Below are 20,251 nucleotides of genomic sequence, written 5' to 3'. Positions count from 1 at the left end.
ACAACTTCAAGGAACAAGCATGGTCCTGCTCGAATTCCAGATGTCCCCCCGCGCCGAGGGCGACAGCGTGAGCGCCTACGTGGCCCAGATCATCGACCTCATCGACAGGAGCGGCGTGCCCTACCAGCTCACGCCCATGGGCACCATCCTCGAAGGCGAGTGGGACGAGACCTTCGCTGTCGTGAAGGCGTGTTTCGACCACCTGCGCGCCGTCGGCTGCACGCGCATCGGCCTGCACCTCAAGGTGGACTGGCGCGAGGGTCCGGCCGGCCGGCTGCAGGCCAAGACGGCCAAGGTGGAACAGCTGCTGGGCCGCAAGCTGCACACCTGAGTCGCCCGCCTCGGCCGCGACTGCCTGTTTTCCGGGCATCGCGTCGCAGCCCGCGCCGGGCATGGGTTTCGGGAGATTCCGCGGCGCTTGTCCACAACCTTGCCCACGGCGTCCAGGGACAAGTCGGCCGCCCGGAAAAGCAAAAACCGCCCGAAGGCGGTTTGTCCGGAGGCGCGTGCCGGTGGGGTCAGACTTCGCCGCCCACTTGCTGGCCATGGCGCACGGCGTACACGGCTTCGGCGCGCACGGCGTCGCGGCCCAGGCTGCTCTTGGCGGTGGCCACGGCACCGGTGTCGGCGCCTTCGCCCAGCTCGGGCAGCGTGCCGTTGCGCTCGGCCTGCAGATACTCGGCACGCACGGCTTCGCGGGTCAGGCTGCTCTTGGCGCTACTCACCTGCGGCACGTAGCCGACTTCACCGCTGATGTTGTCGCCGGCAAAGCTGGGGGCGGCGGCAAAAGCGGCTGCGGCGACGAGGGCGGATGCGATGAACTTGTTCATGGTGGATTCCTTTGGAGATGGCGGATGCAACTTCCCATTCGGCGTGGCCAGACCCCATGTCTGCCGCGTCTCGATGAGTCGTCTTGCATGCGTCTCATCGATGGGTTGAATTGTCGGATTCGCGTCTCGAAAGAAAAACGGGTCCGCGGGCAATGCATGGTTTCCACGGGCAGAACAATCGTGCGCTCTCGGCGGGCTACTCGATGTTCTGCACCTGCTCGCGCATCTGCTCGATCAGCACCTTCATGTCCACCGAGATGCGCGTGAGTTCCAAGGCGGCGGACTTGGAGCCCAGCGTGTTGGCCTCGCGGTGCAGTTCCTGGATCAGGAAGTCGAGCCGCTTGCCGAGTTCGCCGCCCTTCTTGAGCAGGCGCTCGATCTCGTCCAGGTGCGAATCCAGCCGCGTGATCTCCTCGGCCACGTCGATGCGGATCGCGAAGGCCGTCGCTTCGCTCAGCGCGCGGTCCTGCGCGGCCTCGGGCAGGGTGGCGCCGTCGGCCAGGGCCATGGCCTCCTTCCAGCGGTCCAGGAAGCGCTGGCGCTGCTGCTCCACGAGTTGCGGCACGAGGGGCAGGGCCTGTGCAGCCAAAGCCCGCAACTGGCCCAGCCGCTCGTTGAGCATCAGCGCGAGGCGGGCGCCTTCGCGCTGGCGTGCGGCCAGCAATTCCTTGACGACCTTCTCGGCCAGCGGCAGCAGCTGCTCGTCGAGTTCGCCCGCGCCATGCTGCTCGGTCGACGACAGCCGGATCACCTCGGCCACGGACAGCGGCGTGGCGTTCGGCAGCCAGGAGCGCACCTGGTCCTGCACGCCGTTCAAGCGCTGCAGCAGGCGCGGCGTGGGTTCGGGCACGCTGCCGGTGTCGATGCTGTCGATGGACGCGCGCAATTCGACCTTGCCGCGCTTGAGCTTGGCCGTCAGCAGCTCGCGCAGCGCGGGCTCCTGCTGGCGCAGCTCGTCGGGCAGGCGGAAGGCGAGGTCGAGGAAGCGGCTGTTGACGGCGCGGATCTCGATGCCCAGGCGGCGCGACGGCTGACTCCTGGCGTCGGTTTCCGCGGGGTCACTGGCGCCACTTTGCTGGGCGCTTGCGTAACCGGTCATGCTGTAGACTGGCATGAGAACGTTTCTGGTCGTTGCAAAGGCCAGAGAATAACGGCTTCCACCATCCGCGACGATTGCAGCCCTTTCCATGACCAAGAGCAAGCCGGCGCCGTTGCGGCCCGAGACCGTCATCGGTGGCTACCGCGTCGTGCGCAGGCTCTCTTCCGGTGGCTTCGGCATGGTCTACCTCGCCGTCGATGGCGAAGGCAACCACGTTGCGGTCAAGGAGTACCTGCCGTCCTCGCTGGCTTCTCGGGAACCGGGCCAGACGCTGCCCGTGGTATCGGCCGAGAAGCTCTCGCTGTACCGCCTGGGGCTGAAAAGCTTCTTCGAAGAAGGCCGCTCGCTCGCGCAGATCGCCCACCCCTCGGTGGTCAGCGTGCTGAATTTCTTCCGCGAGAACGAGACCGTCTACATGGTCATGAACTACCTGGAGGGCGCGACCCTGCAGGACTTCATCATTACCTCGCGCGAACTCAAGCGGCCCAAGGTGTTCCGCGAGTCGACCATCCGCTCGCTGTTCGACGAGGTGCTGCGCGGGCTGCGCATCGTGCACCAGCACAAGATGCTGCACCTGGACATCAAGCCGGCCAACATCTTCATCACCGACGACGACAAGGCCGTGCTGATCGACTTCGGCGCCGCGCGCGAGGTGCTGAACAAGGAAGGCAACTTCATCCGGCCGATGTACACGCCCGGCTTCGCCGCGCCCGAGATGTACCGGCGCGATGCCACCATGGGACCGTGGACCGACATCTACGCCATCGGCGCCTGCATCTACGCCTGCATGCTGGGCTTTCCGCCGGCCGAGGCGCCGCAGCGGCTCGAGAAGGACCGCATCACCGCCTCGCTCGCGCGCCTGCGCGGCGTGTACTCCGACAACCTGATCGAGGTGGTCGAATGGTGCATGGCGCTGGATCCGCTGTCGCGGCCGCAGTCGGTGTTCGCCTTGCAGAAGGAACTCAGCCGCGAGGGCGAGCGCCGCTACACCAAACTGTCCATGGGCGAGAAGATCCGCATGCAGTTCGACACGCTGGTGTCGGACGGCAAGAAGAGCGGGCCCGCGCCCGCTGGGTCGGCCGACAAGACCTCGCGATGAGGTTCTCGGTCTTCCAGGTCAGCCGGCGCGGTGGCCGGGCCAAGAACGAGGACCGCATGGGCTACTGCTACACGCGGGAATCGGGCCTGTTCGTGTTGGCCGACGGCATGGGCGGCCACCCCGAGGGCGAGGCCGCGGCCCAGCTGGCGGTGCAGACGGTGTCGTCGCTGCACCAGCAGCAGGCCACGCCGCAGCTGCCGCAGGCCGGCGATTTCCTCGTGCATGCGCTGCTGGCCTCGCACCGGCGCATCCTGCGCTACGGGGAGGAGCGTGGCCTGGCCGACAAGCCGCGCACCACGCTGGTGGCGGCTGTGGTGCAGGGCGATAGCGTGACCTGGGCGCATTGCGGCGATTCACGGCTGTACCTGGTGCGCGGCGGTGCGCTGCTGGCGCGCACGCGCGACCATTCCTACCTTGAGCAGATGCCCGCGGACATGGCGCGCGCCGGCCGGGTCAGCCGCAATGTGCTGTACACCTGCCTGGGCTCGCCGGTCGCGCCCGAGTACCAGCTGACCGGCCCGGTGGCGCTGCAGCGCGGCGACAAGATCCTGCTGTGCTCCGATGGCCTGTGGGCCAGCCTGAGCGACGAGCGCATCGTCGAGCAACTGAGTGCCATGCCCGTGGCGCAGGCCGTGCCGGAGCTCGTGGAGCAGGCGTTGCGCGCAGCGGGTGACAGCAGCGACAACGTGACCGCCCTGGCGCTGGAGTGGCGCTCGGCGGATGCCTTCGCCTCCACGCGCGGCCAGGCGCCAGATGCATTCGCTGCCACCGTGCAGGGCACGGACCCGAAGGCCGCCGCGCCCGATCTGGACGAGGCCGCCATCGACCGCTCCATCGCCGAGATCAACGAAGCCATCCGCCGCACGGCTGCCCGCCGGATTTGACCCGCGCCGGGCACGGACAAGGCGTGGGCTGCGGGCTTGGCGACAATCGGCCCCATGACTGAATTTGCGAGAACCGGCGGACGCTCCGCCGACCAGTTGCGCCCCGTGCGCATCACCCGAGGCTTCACCATCCACGCCGAGGGCTCGGTGCTGATCGAGTTCGGCCAGACGCGCGTGCTGTGCACCGCCTCTATCGAGGAGAAGGTGCCGCCGCACCAGAAGGGCAGCGGCGAGGGCTGGGTCACGGCCGAATACGGCATGCTGCCGCGCGCCACCCACACGCGCAGCAGCCGCGAAGCCGCCAAAGGCAAGCAGACCGGCCGCACGCAGGAGATCCAGCGCCTGATCGGCCGCTCCATGCGCGCCGTGTTCGACCTGAAGCGCCTGGGCGAGCGCACCATCCACCTCGATTGCGACGTGCTGCAGGCCGACGGCGGCACGCGCACCGCCGCCATCACGGGCGCCTTCGTGGCCGCGCAGGACGCGGTGAACAAGCTGCTGGCCCAGGGCAAGCTCGCCGCATCGCCCATCGTGCAGCCGGTGGCGGCGATCTCGGTCGGCATCGTCGAAGGCACGCCGCTGCTCGACCTCGAGTACGTGGAAGACTCGGCCTGCGACACCGACATGAACGTGGTCATGACCGGCGCCGGCCACTTCGTCGAAGTGCAGGGCACGGCCGAGGGCGCGGCCTTCACGCGTGCCGAGATGGACCAGCTGTTGCAGTTGGCCGACAAGGGCATCCAGGAACTCATCGCGCTGCAGCTGCAGGCGCTGGCAGGCTGAGGTCGGGCATGGACCTGGTCCTGGCTTCCAACAACAAGGGCAAGCTGGCCGAGCTGCAGGCCTTGTTCGCGCCGCTGGACGTGCGCCTCGTGGCCCAGGGCGAACTGGGCGTGCCCGAGGCCGAGGAGCCCTACCGCACCTTCGTCGAGAACGCGCTGACCAAGGCCCGCAACGCCGCGCGCCACACGGGCCTGGCCGCGGTGGCCGACGACGCCGGCCTGTGCGTGGACGCCTTCGGCGGCCTGCCCGGCGTGGACACGGCCTACTACGCCACGCAGTTTGGCTATGCCAAAGGCGACGACAACAACGTGCGCGCGCTGCTCGAGCAGATGCGCGGCATCGCCAACCGGCGCGCCGCGCTGGTCAGCACGCTGGTGGCCGTGCGCAGCCCCGAAGACCCGGAGCCGCTGATCGCGGTCGGTCGCGCGGTGGGCCGCATCACCGAGGCGCCGGTGGGTGCGGGCGGTTTCGGCTTCGACCCCGTCATGTGGATCGAGGCCTTCGGCAAGACCTTTGCCGAACTGCCGGCCGAGGTCAAGAACGCCAACAGCCACCGCGGCCAGGCCGCGCGCGAGATGCTGCGCCTGATGCGCGAGCGCTGGTTCTGATGTCCGGCCTGCGCCCGCGCGAACTCACCGCCTACGTGCGGCCCGGCCTGCTGCAGCTGCAGGCCCAGCCGCCGCTCGCGCTGTACCTGCACCTGCCCTGGTGCATCCGCAAGTGCCCCTATTGCGATTTCAACTCGCACGCCGTGCGAGGGGACGAGGCGGTGGTGCGCTGGGCCGGTGCCGATGCGCCAGCCGTCACCCAGGTGGCCGCGCCAGCCGAGCTGCCTGAGCAGCGCTACATCGATGCGCTGGTCGCCGACCTGGAGGCTGCGCTGCCGCTGGTCTGGGGCCGCACCGTCCACAGCATCTTCATCGGCGGCGGCACGCCCAGCCTGTTCTCGCCGCAGGCCATCGACCGGCTGCTGGGCGACGTGCGCGCGCGGCTGCGGCTGGAGGCCGATTGCGAGATCACGCTGGAGGCCAACCCCGGCACCTTCGAGAAGGACCGCTTCCGCGCCTACCGCGCGGCCGGTGTCACGCGCCTGTCGGTGGGCGTGCAGAGCTTCGACGATGGCCTGCTGCAGGCCGTGGGTCGCGTGCACGACCGCCGCCAGGCCGTCGCCGCGCTCGAGGAGGCGGCCCAGGCCTTCGACACCTTCAACCTGGACCTCATGTATGCGCTGCCCGGCCAGACGCCCGCCATGCTGGCGCAGGACCTGGGCACCGCGCTGGCGCTGGCGCCGCCGCACCTGTCGGTCTACCACCTGACCATCGAGCCCAACACCTTCTTCGCCAAGCACCCGCCGGTGCTGCCCGAGGACGACGTCGCCTACGGCATGCTGGACCAGATCACCGAGGCCACCGGCCGCGCGGGCCTGGAGCGTTACGAGGTCTCGGCCTATGCGCGCGCCGGCCACCGCTGCGTGCACAACCTCAACTACTGGCAGTTCGGCGACTACCTGGGCATCGGCGCGGGCGCGCACAGCAAGCTCAGTTTCGCGCACCGCGTGGTGCGCCAGGTGCGGTTGCGTGAGCCCGGCCTGTACATGGAGCAGGCCCTGGCTGGCGCCGCGCTGGCGCAGGACGAGGACGTGCGCCGCGCCGACCTGCCGTTCGAGTTCATGCTCAATGCGCTGCGCCTGCGCGAGGGCTTCGCCCTGCAGGACTTCACCGAGCGCACAGGCCTGCCGCTTTCGGCCATCGCGGCCGGCCTGGCCGAGGGCGAGCGGCGCGGCCTGCTCGTGCGCGACGCGGCGCGCGTACGGCCGAGCGAGAAGGGCTTCGACTTCCTGAGCGACCTGCAGGAGATCTTTCTGTCCGGCGCGTAGCGCCTTCCACTTCAACGGAGCACACCATGGATTTGCAGTTGACGGGCCAGCATGTCTTGATCACGGGCGGTAGCAAGGGCATCGGCCTGGCCTGCGCCCAGGCCTTTCTGCGCGAGGGCGCGCGCGTGAGCCTGGTCTCGCGCGATGGGGGCAACCTGGAGCGCGCGGCGATGGCCTTGCGCGCCGACTTCGCCGACGCCGGCACAAGGGTGCAGACCCATGCGGCCGACCTGCGCGACGCAGCCGCGGCGCTGGCCGCGGTCGATGCCCTCGAGCAGCAGGCCGGCGCGGTGCAGGTGCTCGTGAACTCCGCGGGTGCCGCCAAGCGCACGCCCCCGGACGAGCTCACGCCGCTGGCCTGGCACGAGGCCATGGACGCCAAGTACTTCAGCTACATCCATGTGCTGGACCCGCTGGTCAAGCGCATGGCCGCGCGCGGCGGCGGCGCCATCGTCAACGTCATCGGCGCGGGCGGCAAGGTGGCCAGCCCCATCCACATGCCGGGCGGCGCGGCCAACGCGGCGCTGATGCTGGCTTCGGCCGGCATGGCCGCCGCCTACGCGGCCAAGGGCGTGCGCGTGAACGCGGTGAATCCCGGGCTCACGCTGACCGAGCGGCTCAAGGAGGGCCTGGCGGCCGACGCGCGCCTGCAGGGCATCGATGCCGAGGAGGCCTTGCGCCGCGCCACCGCCCGGCTGCCGCTGGGTCGCATCGCCGAGCCGGCAGAGATCGCCGATGCCGTGCTGTTCCTGGCTTCGGCACGGGCCAGCTACATCACGGGCGCGATCCTGGCCATGGACGGCGCCGTGACGCCGATGATCTGACGCAGGCTAGTGCTGCGCGCGCCGCAGCGCAGAGACCCGGTCCGCAATGACAGCCGTGTCCTGCGGCTCGTCGGCAAAGACCAGGTACTTCTCCAGGTCGAGCACGGCCTCGTCGGTGTTGCCCAGGTCGGCGTGCGTCAGGCCGCGGTCGCGGTACTCGGACCAGGCCTCGGGCAGCAGCACCACGAGCCGGTTCTGCACCGCCAGCAGGCGTTGCGCATCCGACTGGCTGCGGTGGATTTCCTTGAGGTTGCGCAGCATGCGGGCCAGGATGTCGCGCGGCTTGGCCGACTGCAGGTACAGGCCCAGCGGCACCTCGAAGTCCTCGCCGTGCTCGGCCTGTTGCTGCTGCTTGTAGGGCGCCAGGCGCTCGACCAGTTCCTCGCGGCTCAGCGACTGGCCGGCGAAGGGGTCGATCACCACCTGCCCCTTCGGCAGGTTGACCTTGACCAGGAAGTGCCCCGGGAAGTTGATGCCGCGCACCTGCAAATGCAGGCCCTGGGCCAACTCCATCCAGAGCACGGCCAGCGAGATCGGGATGCCCATGCGCGTGCGCAGCACGGCGTTGAGGTAGCTGTTGTCGGGGTCGTAGTAGTTGTTGACGTTGCCGCCGAACCCCAGCTCGCGGTAGAAGAACTGGTTCAGCATGCGCAGCCGGTGCAGCGGCGGCGCATCGGCTGCCAGGCGGCGCTGCAGGCGCGCCTGCAGCTGGTCCATGTCGCCGAGCACCTGCTGCACGTCGAGCTCGGGGTATTCGTCCTGGGCCAGGCTGGCGCAGGCCTCGAGCAAAGGGAATTGCTCGTCGCTCTGGACCAGGGCGGTGAAGTACTCGAGCGGTGTCGGGATCGTGTAGCTGGGCGGCATCGGTTCTTTGTAATGGACGGGCCAGGGCGCGTCAAGCAAGGGCCGGATGGCCTCAAATGCCGTGGCGCAGCATGCGCTTGAGCTGGATGCCGCCGGCCCAGGCCGCGCCGAAGTACACGACCGCCGAGGCGGCCAGCGCCAGCGCCATGCCGCCCATGCGCAGCCAGCCATGGCCGACCTGGGTCCACGGATAGGCGCGCGAGGCCCAGATCAGGAAGATGGCCAGCACGGCGCTGGCCGCCACCACCTGCAACAGGAAGCGCCCCCAGCCCGGCGAGGGCCGGTAGCTGCCGCGGCGCAGCAGGCCGATCAGCAGCAATGCCGCATTGAGTGTGGCGCCCAGGCCGACCGACAGCGCCAGCCCGGCATGCTGCAGCATGGGCACCAGGCCGAAGTTCAGCAGCTGGGTGAAGACCAGCACCACGAGCGCGATCTTCACCGGCGTGCGCACGTCCTGGCGCGCGTAGAAGCCCGGCGCCAGCACCTTGATCGCCACCAGGCCGAACAGGCCGGCGCCGTAGCCCATCAGCGCCAGGCTGGTCTGGCGCACGTCTTCCTCGCCGAACATGCCGTGGTGGTAGATGGTGGAGACCAGCGGGGTGGCGAAGGTCAGCAGCGCCACCGCGCTGGGCACGGCCATCAGCACCACCAGGCGCAGGCCCCAGTCCAGCATGGCCGAGTAGCGCGCCGTGTCGCCGGCCGCGTGCGCGCTGCTCAGCTGCGGCATCAGCACCACGCCCAGTGCCACGCCCAGCAGCGCGGTCGGGAACTCCATGAGCCGGTCGGCATAGCCCAGCCAGCTCACGCTGCCCGGCGCCAGGTGCGAGGCGATCTGGGTGTTGATCATGATGGACACATGGGCCACGCCCACGCCCAGCAGGGCCGGGCCCATCAGCTTGGCGATGCGCCGCGTGCCCGGATCGGCCCAGGCTTCGCGCAGGCCCGCGAGGCCCAGGCGCACGCGCGGCAGCAGGCCCATGCGGGCCAGGGGCGGCACCTGCACGCCGAGCTGCAGCAGGCCGCCCAGCATCACGCCGCCGGCCATGGCGTAGATCGGCTCGATGCCGCGTGCGGCCAGCCAGGGGGCGCCCAGCCAGGCCGAGCCCATCATGGCCAGGTTCAGCAGCACCGGCGTGACGGCCGGCACGGCGAAGCGTTTCCAGGTATTCAGGATGCCCGAGGCCAGCGCCACCAGCGACATGCAGCCGATGTAGGGGAACATCCAGCGGGTCATGACCACGGCCGCGTCGAAGCCGGCGGCATCCTGCTGCAGGCCCGCGGCCAGCACCCAGACCATCCACGGCGCGGCCAGCACGCCGGCCAGGCACACCAGCACGAGGATGGCCGTCAGCACGCTGGCCACGTGGTCGATCAGCTGCTTGGTGGCGGCTTCGCCCTCCTGCGCTTTGCTGGCCGCCAGCACGGGCACGAAGGCCTGGCTGAAGGCGCCCTCGCCGAACAGGCGCCGGAACAGATTGGGAATGCGGAAGGCGACGTTGAAGGCATCGGTCATGGCGCTGGCGCCGAACAGCGATGCCATCAGCAGCTCGCGGCCCAGGCCGGTGATGCGCGACGCCAGCGTCAGCAGCGAGACCGTTGAGGCGGATTTGAGGAGACTCACCGCAGGGAGTGTAGCCAGCGGCCCGGGGCGTCCTGGGCGCGCCTGCCGGATGGTGGCGGCACTGTTATACTCGCGGGCTTTGCTGGCAACATCCTCAAGCCCTTAAGGAACACATACCATGGCAACCAAGCCCAAGAAGAAGAACCCGCGCCTGGCGTCGGGCCGCAAGCGCGTCCGCCAGGACGTCAAGATCAACGCCGCGAACACCTCGCTGCGTTCCAAGTACCGCACCTTCGTCAAGAACGTCGAGAAGGCTGTTGCCGCCGGCGACAAGGACAAGGCCACCGAACTGTTCGGCAAGATGCAATCCGTGGTCGACACCGTCGCCGACAAAGGCATCTTCCACAAGAACAAGGCCGCGCGCGACAAGAGCCGCCTGGCCGCCAAGGTCAAGGCCCTGGCCACTGCTCCGGCCGCAGCCTAAACCAGCCAACCCGCCCGGGTTGCACGTGCAACCCGCTGTTTGACCGGGTGCGCTGCCAGCAAAGAAAAAGAGAAACCGCCTTCGGGCGGTTTTTTCTTGGGCGCGTGAAAGTGGAAAAGAGGTTCAGCGCTGGGGCGGCTCGGGCACCAGGCAGGCCTCGGCCACCTGCAGTTCGTTGTCCTTGGCGAAGTTCATCGCGAAATCCCAGGCCATCACGTCGTAGTCGCGCAGGTCGCGGTGCACGATCACGCACTTGATGCCGTTGACCGTGGTCGGCACGCACCAGGGCGAGTAGCCCAGGTGGCTGCCTGGCTGTGGCCCGCCCGGGCGGAACTGGCTCAACACGCCGGCCAGCCGCTCGGCCCAGTCGCTGGGACGAAAGGTCCTGCCGTCGCGCGTGATGCCCTGGATGAAGACTTCCTTGGACGGGGGCGGGGTCATCTGGTGGGATCGATGGGGAAAGAGGCGCTGGGACGCTGCATTGTGTGCAGGATTCGCTGCAAGAACGGTGCCGGTTCTATGTTGCGGCGCACCAGAGTTTAGCCGAGCCGCCTGTCATTGGCCTGTCGCCGGGCGCATAGCTGTGATGCGGATTTGTCAAAAAAGCGAGCAATCGCTGCGCCTAGAATCGCCGTTCAGCGGGCCTAGGCGAGATGCCGAGCAGGCGCCGGTCTTGCTGAATCCCTCGTGTTTCGCCGTTGTTTACTGGAGAGATCAGCACCATGACCGCTGCCGCAGAGCCCACATCCCCCCACGTCATGAACACCTACGGCCGCGTGCCGATCGCGCTGTCGCATGGCCAGGGCGTGCGCGTGTGGGACACCAACGGCAAGCAGTACCTCGATGCGCTGGGCGGCATCGCGGTCAACACGCTGGGCCACAACCATCCCAAGCTGGTGCCTGCGTTGCAGGACCAGATCACCAAGATCATCCACAGCTCCAATTACTACCACGTGCCCGGTCAGGAGAAGCTGGCGGCCAAGCTGACCGAACTGGCCGGCATGACCAACGCCTTCTTTTGCTGCACGGGCCTGGAGGCCAACGAGGCAGCCATCAAGCTGGCGCGCAAGTTCGGCCACGACAAGGGCATCGAGAAGCCCGAGATCGTCGTCTACGAGAAGGCCTTCCACGGCCGCAGCATCGCCACGCTGTCCGCCACCGGCAACACCAAGGTGCAGCAGGGCTTCGGCCCGCTGGTCGAGGGCTTCATCCGCGTGCCGCTCAACGACATCGCCGCGCTGAAGGCCAAGACCGAAGGCAACCCCAACGTGGTGGCCGTGTTCTTCGAGACCATCCAGGGCGAGGGCGGCGTGAACCCCATGCGCGCCGAATACCTGCAGCAGGTGCGCAAGCTGTGCGACGAGCGCGACTGGCTGCTCATGATCGACGAGGTGCAGTGCGGCATGGGCCGCACCGGCAAGTGGTTCGCGCACCAGTGGGCCGGCATCGTGCCCGACGTGATGCCGCTGGCCAAGGGCCTGGGCTCGGGCGTGCCGATCGGCGCCGTCGTCGCCGGCCCCAAGGCCGCCCACATCTTCGGCCCCGGCAACCATGGCACCACCTTCGGCGGCAACCCGCTGGCCATGCGCGCGGGGATCGAGACCATCCGCATCATGGAAGAAGAGGGCCTGCTGGAGAACGCGGCCAAGGTCGGTGCGCACCTGAAGCAGTCGCTGCTCAACGCCTTCGAGGGCCTGGAAGGCTTCAAGGAAATCCGCGGCCAGGGCCTCATGCTCGGCGTGGAACTCACGCGCCCCTGCGGCGTGCTGACGGCCCGCGCAGCCGAGCGCGGCCTCTTGCTCAGCGTGACCGCCGATTCCGTGATCCGCATGGTGCCCTCGCTGATCCTGTCGCAGGCCGAGGCCGACGAGATCGTCGCCATCCTCGTGCCGCTGGTGAAGGAGTTCCTGGCCGAACCGGTGGCAACGCCATGAGCCTGAAGCACTACCTGCAGTTCAGCGACTTCTCGGCCGACGAGTACGCCTACCTGTTCGAGCGCGCCGCGCTGATCAAGCGCAAGTTCAAGGCCTACGAAAAGCACCACCCGCTGGCGGACCGCACGCTGGCCATGATCTTCGAGAAGGCCAGCACGCGCACGCGCGTGAGCTTCGAGGCCGGCATGTACCAGCTGGGCGGCTCGGTGGTGAACCTCACCACCGGCGACAGCCAGCTGGGCCGCGCAGAGCCGATCGAAGACAGTGCCAAGGTCATCAGCCGCATGGTCGATCTGGTGATGATCCGCACCTTCGGGCAGGACAAGATCGTCGCCTTCGCCGCCAACTCGCGCGTGCCCGTCATCAACGGCCTGACCAACGAGTTCCACCCCTGCCAGATCCTGGCCGACATCTTCACCTTCCTGGAGCACCGCGGTTCGATCAAGGGCAAAACGGTGGCCTGGGTCGGCGACGGCAACAACATGGCCAACACCTGGCTTCAGGCCGCCGAGATCCTGGACTTCAAGGTCCATGTCAGCACGCCCAGCGGTTATGAGATCGACCAGTCTGTCGCCGGCCTGCGCTCGGCCGACAGCTACCAGGTCTTCAAGGACCCGATGGACGCCTGCCGCGGTGCCGACCTCGTGACCACCGACGTCTGGACCAGCATGGGCTACGAGGCCGAGAACGAGGCCCGCCGCGAGGCGTTCGCCGACTGGTGCGTGGACGAGGAGATGATGAAGGTCGCCAGGCCCGATGCGCTGTTCATGCACTGCCTGCCGGCCCACCGCGGCGAGGAAGTGGAGGCCGAGGTCATCGACGGCCCGCAATCCGTGGTCTGGGACGAGGCCGAGAACCGCATGCACGTGCAGAAGGCGCTGATGGAGTACCTGCTGCTGGGGCGCATCGCCTGAACCGCCGCGCGCCATGGAACTCATGGAGCGCTACCTGCCGCGCTTCCAGTTTGCCGAGGAGCACGGCTGCCACGTGCCCGCGGCACCGGCGTGCGTGCTCGACATGGCTGCCCGGCCCGATGTGGTGGACGACCCGGTGGCGCGCGGCCTGATCGCCCTGCGCGAACTTCCGGGGCGCCTGGCGGGCCGGTTCGGCTTCACGTCGTCGTTGCAGCACCGTCCACCTTTCGGGCTGGCGGATTTCACCGCGCTCGGCCGCGACGGCGACCGCGAACTGGCGTTCGGCCTGGTCGGGCGCTTCTGGCGGGCCGACTATGGGCTCGAACCCGTCGCGGATGCCGAGGCCTTCGCGGCCGTGGACGCAGCCGGCATGGCCAAGCTGGTGCTGCACTTCACCGCCGAACCCGCGGCCGGTGGCACACGCCTGACCACGCGCACCCGCATCTGGTGCGGCGGCGACGAGGCGCGGCGCCGCTTCACGGCGTACTGGTGGCTGATCCGTCCCGCCAGCGGCCTGATCCGCCGGCGCCTGCTGCGGCGCGTGCACGACGCCGCGTTGTCCTGCACGCCCTGAGCCGCGGCGCACCGCCGGCGCTGCAGGTCGCGCCGCCTGCCTGCAGCCCGCACCGCGGCGGCGGCGTTCCGTCGCAAACCGGTCGCCGTGCGACCGTGCCGTTCCTACAGTCAGGACATCGAAGGCGCTGGTGCCTTCGTGTCCCCACTGACCGGAGCCACACGATGTCCGCAACCTTTTCCTGCATCCCCCGCACCGCGCGGGCCACGACGGTAGCCGCCATGCTGGCGCTGGCCGGTGGCATGGCCGGCGCTGCCGACCTGACCGTCGAAGTGCTCGGCGCCCGCTCGGCCCAAGGCAGCGTCGCCGGCGCGCTGTTCGCCGGCAGCACGGGCTGGCCCAAGCCGGGCCAGGCCGTGCAAGGCCAGTTCGTGCCGGCGTCGGACAAGGTCGTCCTGCTGTTCCGTGGATTGCCCCCCGGCCGCTACGCCGTCTCCACCTACCACGACGAGAACGGCAACGCCAGACTGGACGCCAACGTGGTCGGGCTGCCGACCGAACCCTACGGCTTCAGCCGCGACGCACAGGGGCGCATGGGGCCGCCGGCCTTCGACGACGCGGCGTTGGACCTGCAGTCCGACACCACCATCCGGATCCAGCTGCGCTGAAGGGGCTGCCATGGATCGCCGCTCCTTCACCCGTGCGCTGCTGGGCGCCGCCGGCCTGGGCCTGGCGCAGGCCCGCGCGCAGACCGCACCGGACACCTGGCAGGCCGAATTCGCCGCGCGCCGCGACCAGCAGTCCTGGCAGATGGGCTTCGAGGGCTTGCAGGCCGACGCCGCAGCGATGCCGCTGCAGATGCGTGGCCGCATCCCGCCCGCGCTGTACGGCGCGTTCTACCGCAACGGCGCGGCCCGCCATGCGCTCGGTGGCGAGCGCTACCACCATTGGTTCGATGGCGACGGCATGCTGCAGCAGTACCGGTTGGGACCGGATGGCGTGGTGCACCAGGGCCGCTTCGTGCGCACCGAGAAGTTCCTGGCCGACAGCGCCGCCGGCCGGCCGGTGCGCGCCGCGTTCGGCACCAACCCGCCGCATGCCGAGCCCGTCCGTTCGGCCGACGCCATCAACGTCGCCAACACCAGCGTGGTGGCGCACGGTGGCGAACTGCTGGCCTTGTGGGAGGGCGGCTCGGCCACGCGCGTGGACGCGCAAACCCTGCAGACGCGTGGCCTGAAGACCTGGACGCCCGAGTACACCGGCATGCCGTTCTCGGCACACCCACGCATCGGTCGCGATGGCAGCCTGTGGAACTTCGGTGTCAGCAGCGGCGCCGGCCTGCTGTCGATCTACCACGTGTCGAAGGACGGGCGCGAGGTTCGCACGGCCAGCCTGCCCGTGCCCGACATCGCCATGGTCCACGACTTCGCGGTGACCGAGCGGCACCTGGTGTTCCTGCTGCCGCCGCTGGTGTTCGACGTGGGGCGCATGCGTGGCGGCCAGACCTTCCTCGCCAGCCACGTCTGGCGGCCCGAGCTGGGCATGCGCGTGCTGGTGTTGGCCAAGGACGCGCTCGACGCGCCGCGCTGGTTCCAGTTGCCGACCGGCTTCGTCTTCCACATCGGCAACGCTTGGGAAGACCTGCGCCGCGGCGTGATCCAGCTCGACTACATCCGCGCGCCCGACGCCTGGTGGGCCACCCAGGGCCTGCAGGACCTGATGCGCGGCGAGTACCGCAATGCGGACCGCACGGCGATGGCATTGGTCACGCTGGACCTGCGGTCGGGCCAGGCTCGGCAGGAGTTGCTGCTGCACGTGGCCGAGTTCCCGCGCATCGACCCGCGCTTCGTCGGCCAGCGCACGCGCCAGGTGCTGGTGGCCGAACGCGTGGCCGCCGGCCCGCGGCCGGGCTATGACGCCGTTACCCGCGTGGACTTGCAGACGGGGCGCGCGGACCGTTACCGCTATGGCACCGAGGTGATGGTCGAGGAGCATGTGTTCGTGCCGCGCGCAAGCGCGCCCGAGGGGCACGGCTGGGTGCTGGGCACCGCGCTGGACCTGCGGCAACGGGCCATGCTGCTGTCGGTGTTCGACGCGCAGCACCTGGCGGACGGGCCGATCGCGCAGGGCGTGCTGCCGCGCGTGATGCCGATGGGCTTACACGGGATCTTCGTCCCGGCCTAGAAACCGGTCCTGAAGGCCGGTCGCGCGCCCGCCTCAGAACTGCGTCCCCACCGTCAGGTACACCCGCGGCGTGAGCAGCATGCGCGTGCGTGTCTCCACCTCGCCGCCGCTGGCGTCGACGCTGCGGCGCGTGCGCTCGAACGGCGCATCGCCGATGTTGAACACGCCGACGCGCCAGTAGCCCCAACCGCGCACCAGGCCGCCCAGGTAGACGTCCAGCGACGCACGCGCCGCGCTGCGCCCGCTGACCGGCGCGCTGTTCAACTGCGCCGGACCGGTGAGCGTCAGCGTGGCGCCACCGAACAGGCCGCCCGCGCGCGGCACCGGCTTGGCGATGGTGGCGCTGGCCGTGTAGCGGGCCTGGCCCGGAATGCGGCTGCCGGCGTCCGCACCGTCCAGCATGCGCGACTGCAGCAGGCTGGCGTTGGCCGACAGCGTCCAGTCCGCGCCCAGGCCCAGCGCGGTGAGGCCGGTCTTGGCGTCGGCCTCCAGGCCCCAGACGACCGCGCCGCCGACGTTGGCGCGCTGTTCGGTCCAGCGGCCGGCCTGCTGCGTGGTCACCGTGGCGATGGTGTCGTGCAGGCGGCGCACGAACAGGTTCAGGCCCAGTTGCCCCTGCGGCGCCAGGCGCCGCTCCAGGCCCGTGTCCAGCGTCCACGCGGCTTCCGGCCGCAGCGCTGGATTGCCCACCGTGTCGGGGTTGTCCAGGCCGTTGCTGCCCTGGCTGGGAATGCGACGGTCCACCAGGTCCCAGATGTTGGGGTTGCGCGTCACGCGCGAGAGGTTCAGCCGCCACTGCAGTTGTTCGTCGACCGGCGTGCGCAGGTGCAGCGAGGGTTGCAGCAGCTGGGTGCGGCGCTGGGCCAGCAGCTCGGTGTCGCTGCCGCTGATCGACAGCCATTCGGCCCGCAGGCCTGCAGTCAGCGTGGTGTTGGCGGGCAGCTCCCACTCGTTCTGGCCCCACAGCACCTGCCGGCGCACCACCACGCCCAGGTCCAGCCGGTTCGCGTCCCCCCCGGCCTGGCTCTGGTTGCGCACCTGCAGCTGCCGCTCGTCCACCAGCGCGCCCACTTGCCACAGCAAAGGGTCGGCCGTGCCGGAGAGCTTGGCCGACAGCGAGCGCAGGCGGTCGGAGCGGTCGTCGTGGAACGCATAGGCGTCGCTGCCGGGCGCGCCGCCAGTGTCTTGCAACACGCTGCCGACCCGGTCCACGGTGTCGGCCGCGCGGCTTTGCGAGAGCGTGGTCTCCAGCTTGCTGCGCTCGAAGCGGTGCGTCCAGTCGGCCGCGCCCTGCAGGTACTGGCGCCTGTAGCGGTGCGCCTCCGTGGTGTCCAGCTGGTAGGGACCGGTCGCGGCCAGGCCATCGCCCTGGGTGTCGTAGTGGCCCGCGAAGCGCGCGCGGCTCAGCGTGCCGCGCAGCGCCAACTGGTCCGCTGCGCCCAGCCGGCCCTGCAGGCGTGGCAGCAGGGTCTGGTCGGTGCGCCGGTAGCGTCCTTGCGCCTGCGAGGCGAACGCGCGTGCGCCGTTGGCCAGGCGTTCGCGCTCCACGTCCGACCCCAGCAGGATGCCGGTGCTGGACACCGCGACGAAGTACGACCAGGGCTGTTCGGCCAAGGCTGCTGCCTCGGTTGGCGGCGCGGCCCCCGTGCCGGGCAGCGGGCCCGACTTGGAGAAGAACAGCTGCGTGGCGTCGCGGCCCCAGACATGGTTGTCGGTCAGGCGGATGGTGGTCTCGCGCTGCACGCTGGCCTGGCGCAACACGATGTTCAAGGTGCCGCCGGTGGCGCCCGAGAACTCGGCCGTCGGTGCGCGCACGACCTCGATGCGCTCGACCACCTCGGCCGGCAACTGGTCCAGCGGCAGCTGCGCGCGGCCGCTGCCCGCGCGCTGGCCGTCGATCAGCAGCTGCGTGGCACTGCGCTCCATGCCGCGCATGCGGATCTCCACGCCACCGCTGGCGTTGGGGGTGACCTGCACGCCGGGCAGCTGGCGCAGCACGTCGGCCACCGAGAAGGCGCCGAGCTGGGCGATGTCGGAGCGGTCCACCACCACCAGCGAGCCGGTGGCGAAGAAGCGCTGCTCGATCGAGCGCCGTGCGTTGACCGTCACGCCTTCGAGCTGGCGCGTGGGCGTGTCGTCGTTGTCACCGGGAATGCCCTGGGCCGCGGCGGGCGCGGCGTGCGCCGACAGCATCGCCGCAAGGACCCAGCCGCAACGCCGGCGTGGCAGTCTTCTTGTCGTCATGCGCGGGCTTCCTGTGTCCGTGTGTTCTTGTGGCCGGCGATTCTGGGCTGGCCGAGCTTAAGGACAGCCAAAGCCGGCGCGGCGCGCCGCCGCGCCGTGCTGCGGCTTCGCCACAATCGCCGGCATGCACATCCTGCTGATAGAGGACGACCTGGACCTGGGCCGCGCACTGCAATCGGCATTGCGCGTCGAGGGGCTGAGCAGCGAATGGCGGCGGCGCGCGCTCGACGCGCCGCAGGCGGTCGATGCCGGTGCGTTCGACTGCGTGCTGCTCGACCTCGCTCTGCCCGACGGCTCGGGCCTGGACCTGCTGCTGCGCTGGCGCCGCGACGGCATGCAGGTGCCCGTCATCATCATCACGGCGCGCTCGGCCGTGGCCGATCGGCTGGCCGGGCTGGACGGTGGGGCCGACGACTTCGTGGTCAAGCCCTTCGCCACCGAGGAACTGGTCGCGCGCATCCGCGCCGTGCTGCGCCGTGCGGCGCACCAGGCAAGCGAGCGCTGGACCGTGGGTGCGCTCGTGGTCGAGCCACGCAGCCGCCGCGTCACGCGCGACGGCGTGCCGCTCGCGCTGTCGCCGCGCGAGTTCCAGATCCTGCTGGAGCTCGCGCGCGAGCCCGGCGCCGTGCTCGCCAAGGGCCAGCTCGCGCAGCGGCTTGCACCGCTGGGCGAGGCCATGGATTTCAGTGCGCTGGAGGTCCACATCTCCAACCTGCGCCGCAAGGTCGGGGCCGACGCGATCCAGACCGTGCGCGGCGTCGGCTACCTGCTCGTGCCATGAAGCGCCTGGCCGCCTGGCTGGCCGAGCCGACGCTGGTGCGGCGCAGCACCTGGTCGGTGCTGCTGGCGTTCGTCGTGGTCTGGGCCGCGCTGCTGGCCTACGAGTACGCGCTCAACCGGCAGGCCCTGGCGACCGGGCCGAACCTGCAGAAGTTCGGCCATGCACTGCTCGGCGCCCTGGCCGAGATCGACGATGCGGCCCAGGCCCGCGCCGCGCTGGCGGCCACCGCCCGCTGGGTCAACGAGCGGCGTGCGCAGGACCCGCGCTTCACCGGCCGCTACCGGTTCGCGCTGGCCGACCGGGACGGCCAGACCGTCTATGCCTCGCCGGGCTTCGCTGCCGATGCCGCGCGGCCCGGGCATCCGGTCTCGTACGCCGAGATCGACGGCCGGCAGCACCGCATTTTCCAGGCCGGCGCCGGCCGCTGGACGCTGCGCATCGCCGAGCCCCAGCGCATGCCCGCCGACTTCCTGGCCTACAACGCGCGCTTCCTGGTGCCCTACGTGCTGCTGGCCTCGCCCATCGTGCTGCTGGCGGTTTGGCTGTCGGTGCGCAACGGCCTGCGGCCGCTGCAGGCCCTGGCCGACCGCATCCGGGGCCGCGCCGCCGGCGATCTGCAACCGGTCGGCTTTGCTGCGCGGCACCGGGAGCTGCGCCCGCTGGTGCATGCGCTGGACCAGCTGCTGGGCCGTGCGCGCGACACGCTGCAGCGCGAGCGCGCCTTCGTGCAGGACGCGGCACACGAGATGCGCACGCCGCTGGCGGTGGTCACGGCCCAGGCCCATGTGCTGGCCCGCTCGACGGATGCCGGTGCGCGCGCCGCGGCGCAGCAGCACCTGGAACAGGCCATCGCGCGCGCCGCCCATCTGGCGCAGCAGCTGCTGGACCTGGCGGCGCTGGACGAGGCGCCGCGCGCCGTGCCCGCGCCAGCCGACGTCGCGGCCCAGGTGCGCGCGCAGCTGGCCCAGGCCGCGCCGGCGGCGCTGTCGCAGGGTGTCGAACTGGCGCTGGAAGCGCCCGACGAACTGTGGCGCGTGGCCGAGCCGGCAGCGCTGCAATCCATCATCGCCAACCTGCTCGACAACGCGTTGCGCTATGGCGGGCCTGGCTGCACGGTGCAGGTCACGCTGTCGGCCGGGTCGGCGCCGGGCTGGTCGCTCACCGTGCAGGACGACGGCCCCGGCATCGCGCCGGCCGAGCAGGCACGCGTGTTCGACCGCTTCTACCGCGGTGCCGGGCAGGCCGCCAGCGGCTCGGGCCTGGGCCTGGCCATCGTGCGCCAGGCTGCGCTGCGCCTGGGGGGCAGCGTGGCCATCGTCCCGGGCCTGGCCGGGCGCGGCGTGGGCCTGCAGCTGAGCGTGCCGGCGCAAACCTAG

General features: G+C 70.2%; 21 protein-coding genes. 15 read left to right on the top strand and 6 right to left on the bottom strand.

Going from position 1 to position 20,251, the window contains the following annotated elements; all coding sequences use genetic code 11:
• Positions 1–19 precede the first annotated feature (19 nt).
• Positions 20–331, top strand: a complete 312-nt coding sequence (locus ASF45_RS24340) for an MTH1187 family thiamine-binding protein (protein ID WP_056669270.1) — start codon at positions 20–22, stop codon at positions 329–331.
• Positions 332–518: 187 nt separating this feature from the next.
• Here ASF45_RS24340 and ASF45_RS24335 read toward each other — a convergent pair whose 3' ends face one another.
• Both ASF45_RS24335 and ASF45_RS24330 read right to left on the bottom strand, forming a co-directional pair.
• Positions 519–830, bottom strand: a complete 312-nt coding sequence (locus ASF45_RS24335; protein WP_056669265.1) for a DUF4148 domain-containing protein — start codon at positions 828–830, stop codon at positions 519–521.
• A 196-nt stretch (positions 831–1,026) separates the two neighbouring features.
• Positions 1,027–1,944, bottom strand: a complete 918-nt coding sequence (locus ASF45_RS24330) for a YicC/YloC family endoribonuclease (RefSeq protein WP_056669263.1) — start codon at positions 1,942–1,944, stop codon at positions 1,027–1,029.
• A gap of 73 nt (positions 1,945–2,017) precedes the next feature.
• On the opposite strand from ASF45_RS24330, the gene ASF45_RS24325 reads away from it, so the two are divergent.
• Genes ASF45_RS24325 through ASF45_RS24300 form a run of 6 tightly spaced genes read left to right on the top strand, consistent with a single transcriptional unit; the run spans position 2,018 to position 7,395 of the window.
• Positions 2,018–3,028, top strand: a complete 1,011-nt coding sequence (locus ASF45_RS24325) for a serine/threonine-protein kinase (RefSeq protein ID WP_056669259.1) — start codon at positions 2,018–2,020, stop codon at positions 3,026–3,028.
• On the top strand, positions 3,025–3,912 hold the full coding sequence (locus tag ASF45_RS24320; RefSeq protein ID WP_056669257.1) for a PP2C family serine/threonine-protein phosphatase: 888 nt from the start codon (positions 3,025–3,027) through the stop codon (positions 3,910–3,912). The genes ASF45_RS24325 and ASF45_RS24320 overlap by 4 nt, the downstream gene beginning before the upstream one ends.
• 54 nt (positions 3,913–3,966) lie before the next feature.
• On the top strand, positions 3,967–4,695 hold the full coding sequence (gene rph / locus ASF45_RS24315; protein WP_056669255.1) for a ribonuclease PH: 729 nt from the start codon (positions 3,967–3,969) through the stop codon (positions 4,693–4,695).
• An 8-nt stretch (positions 4,696–4,703) separates the two neighbouring features.
• Positions 4,704–5,303: an RdgB/HAM1 family non-canonical purine NTP pyrophosphatase gene (gene rdgB, locus ASF45_RS24310; protein WP_056669253.1), complete on the top strand. Its 600-nt coding sequence runs from the start codon at positions 4,704–4,706 to the stop codon at positions 5,301–5,303.
• Entirely contained in the window at positions 5,303–6,571 is a 1,269-nt protein-coding gene (hemW, locus tag ASF45_RS24305) for a radical SAM family heme chaperone HemW (RefSeq protein ID WP_056669250.1), read from the top strand. The genes rdgB and hemW overlap by 1 nt, the downstream gene beginning before the upstream one ends.
• A 26-nt stretch (positions 6,572–6,597) precedes the next feature.
• The gene (locus tag ASF45_RS24300; RefSeq protein WP_056669246.1) at positions 6,598–7,395 is read left to right on the top strand and encodes an SDR family oxidoreductase; all 798 of its coding nucleotides are present in this window, start codon (positions 6,598–6,600) and stop codon (positions 7,393–7,395) included.
• 6 nt (positions 7,396–7,401) lie between these two features.
• Here the strand turns inward: ASF45_RS24300 and ASF45_RS24295 are convergent, their stop codons facing one another.
• Both ASF45_RS24295 and murJ read right to left on the bottom strand, forming a co-directional pair.
• Complete coding sequence (locus tag ASF45_RS24295) at positions 7,402–8,259, bottom strand: SirB1 family protein (RefSeq protein ID WP_056669236.1); 858 nt, start codon at positions 8,257–8,259, stop codon at positions 7,402–7,404.
• A gap of 52 nt (positions 8,260–8,311) precedes the next feature.
• Positions 8,312–9,880, bottom strand: a complete 1,569-nt coding sequence (gene murJ, locus ASF45_RS24290) for a murein biosynthesis integral membrane protein MurJ (RefSeq protein WP_056669233.1) — start codon at positions 9,878–9,880, stop codon at positions 8,312–8,314.
• Between the two features lie 118 nt (positions 9,881–9,998).
• On the opposite strand from murJ, the gene rpsT reads away from it, so the two are divergent.
• Positions 9,999–10,304, top strand: a complete 306-nt coding sequence (gene rpsT / locus ASF45_RS24285) for a 30S ribosomal protein S20 (RefSeq protein WP_056669227.1) — start codon at positions 9,999–10,001, stop codon at positions 10,302–10,304.
• Between the two features lie 123 nt (positions 10,305–10,427).
• Here rpsT and ASF45_RS24280 read toward each other — a convergent pair whose 3' ends face one another.
• Positions 10,428–10,745 carry a DUF3579 domain-containing protein gene (locus tag ASF45_RS24280; RefSeq protein WP_056669225.1) on the bottom strand — a complete coding sequence of 106 codons (318 nt, stop codon included), beginning with the start codon at positions 10,743–10,745 and terminating at the stop codon, positions 10,428–10,430.
• 281 nt (positions 10,746–11,026) lie between these two features.
• Between ASF45_RS24280 and ASF45_RS24275 the strand changes: the two genes are divergently transcribed.
• The 5 genes from ASF45_RS24275 to ASF45_RS24255 all read left to right on the top strand — a co-directional run bounded on the left by ASF45_RS24275 (position 11,027) and on the right by ASF45_RS24255 (position 15,850).
• A complete protein-coding gene (locus ASF45_RS24275; protein WP_056669221.1) occupies positions 11,027–12,238 on the top strand; it encodes an aspartate aminotransferase family protein in 1,212 nt (403 codons plus the stop codon).
• Positions 12,235–13,152: an ornithine carbamoyltransferase gene (gene argF / locus ASF45_RS24270; protein WP_056669217.1), complete on the top strand. Its 918-nt coding sequence runs from the start codon at positions 12,235–12,237 to the stop codon at positions 13,150–13,152. Before ASF45_RS24275 ends, argF begins: the two co-directional genes overlap by 4 nt.
• 13 nt (positions 13,153–13,165) lie before the next feature.
• Positions 13,166–13,726 (top strand): hypothetical protein, encoded by a 561-nt coding sequence (locus ASF45_RS24265; protein WP_056669208.1) that lies wholly within the window; start codon positions 13,166–13,168, stop codon positions 13,724–13,726.
• Between the two features lie 164 nt (positions 13,727–13,890).
• A complete protein-coding gene (locus ASF45_RS24260; RefSeq protein WP_063887775.1) occupies positions 13,891–14,334 on the top strand; it encodes a DUF2141 domain-containing protein in 444 nt (147 codons plus the stop codon).
• Between the two features lie 10 nt (positions 14,335–14,344).
• A complete protein-coding gene (locus tag ASF45_RS24255) occupies positions 14,345–15,850 on the top strand; it encodes a carotenoid oxygenase family protein (protein WP_056669197.1) in 1,506 nt (501 codons plus the stop codon).
• 33 nt (positions 15,851–15,883) lie between these two features.
• Here ASF45_RS24255 and ASF45_RS24250 read toward each other — a convergent pair whose 3' ends face one another.
• Complete coding sequence (locus ASF45_RS24250) at positions 15,884–18,094, bottom strand: TonB-dependent siderophore receptor (protein WP_082551248.1); 2,211 nt, start codon at positions 18,092–18,094, stop codon at positions 15,884–15,886.
• 124 nt (positions 18,095–18,218) lie between these two features.
• On the opposite strand from ASF45_RS24250, the gene ASF45_RS24245 reads away from it, so the two are divergent.
• Both ASF45_RS24245 and ASF45_RS24240 read left to right on the top strand, forming a co-directional pair.
• Positions 18,219–18,875 (top strand): response regulator transcription factor, encoded by a 657-nt coding sequence (locus ASF45_RS24245; protein ID WP_056669192.1) that lies wholly within the window; start codon positions 18,219–18,221, stop codon positions 18,873–18,875.
• The gene (locus ASF45_RS24240; protein ID WP_056669188.1) at positions 18,872–20,251 is read left to right on the top strand and encodes an ATP-binding protein; all 1,380 of its coding nucleotides are present in this window, start codon (positions 18,872–18,874) and stop codon (positions 20,249–20,251) included. Before ASF45_RS24245 ends, ASF45_RS24240 begins: the two co-directional genes overlap by 4 nt.

The sequence above is a fragment of the Pseudorhodoferax sp. Leaf265 genome (genome assembly GCF_001422365.1).
In the GTDB taxonomy this organism is placed as follows: Bacteria; Pseudomonadota; Gammaproteobacteria; order Burkholderiales; family Burkholderiaceae_C; genus Pseudorhodoferax.
The sequence above is the reverse complement of the archived record's forward strand: the minus strand, read 5'-3'. Positions and strand labels throughout refer to the sequence as shown.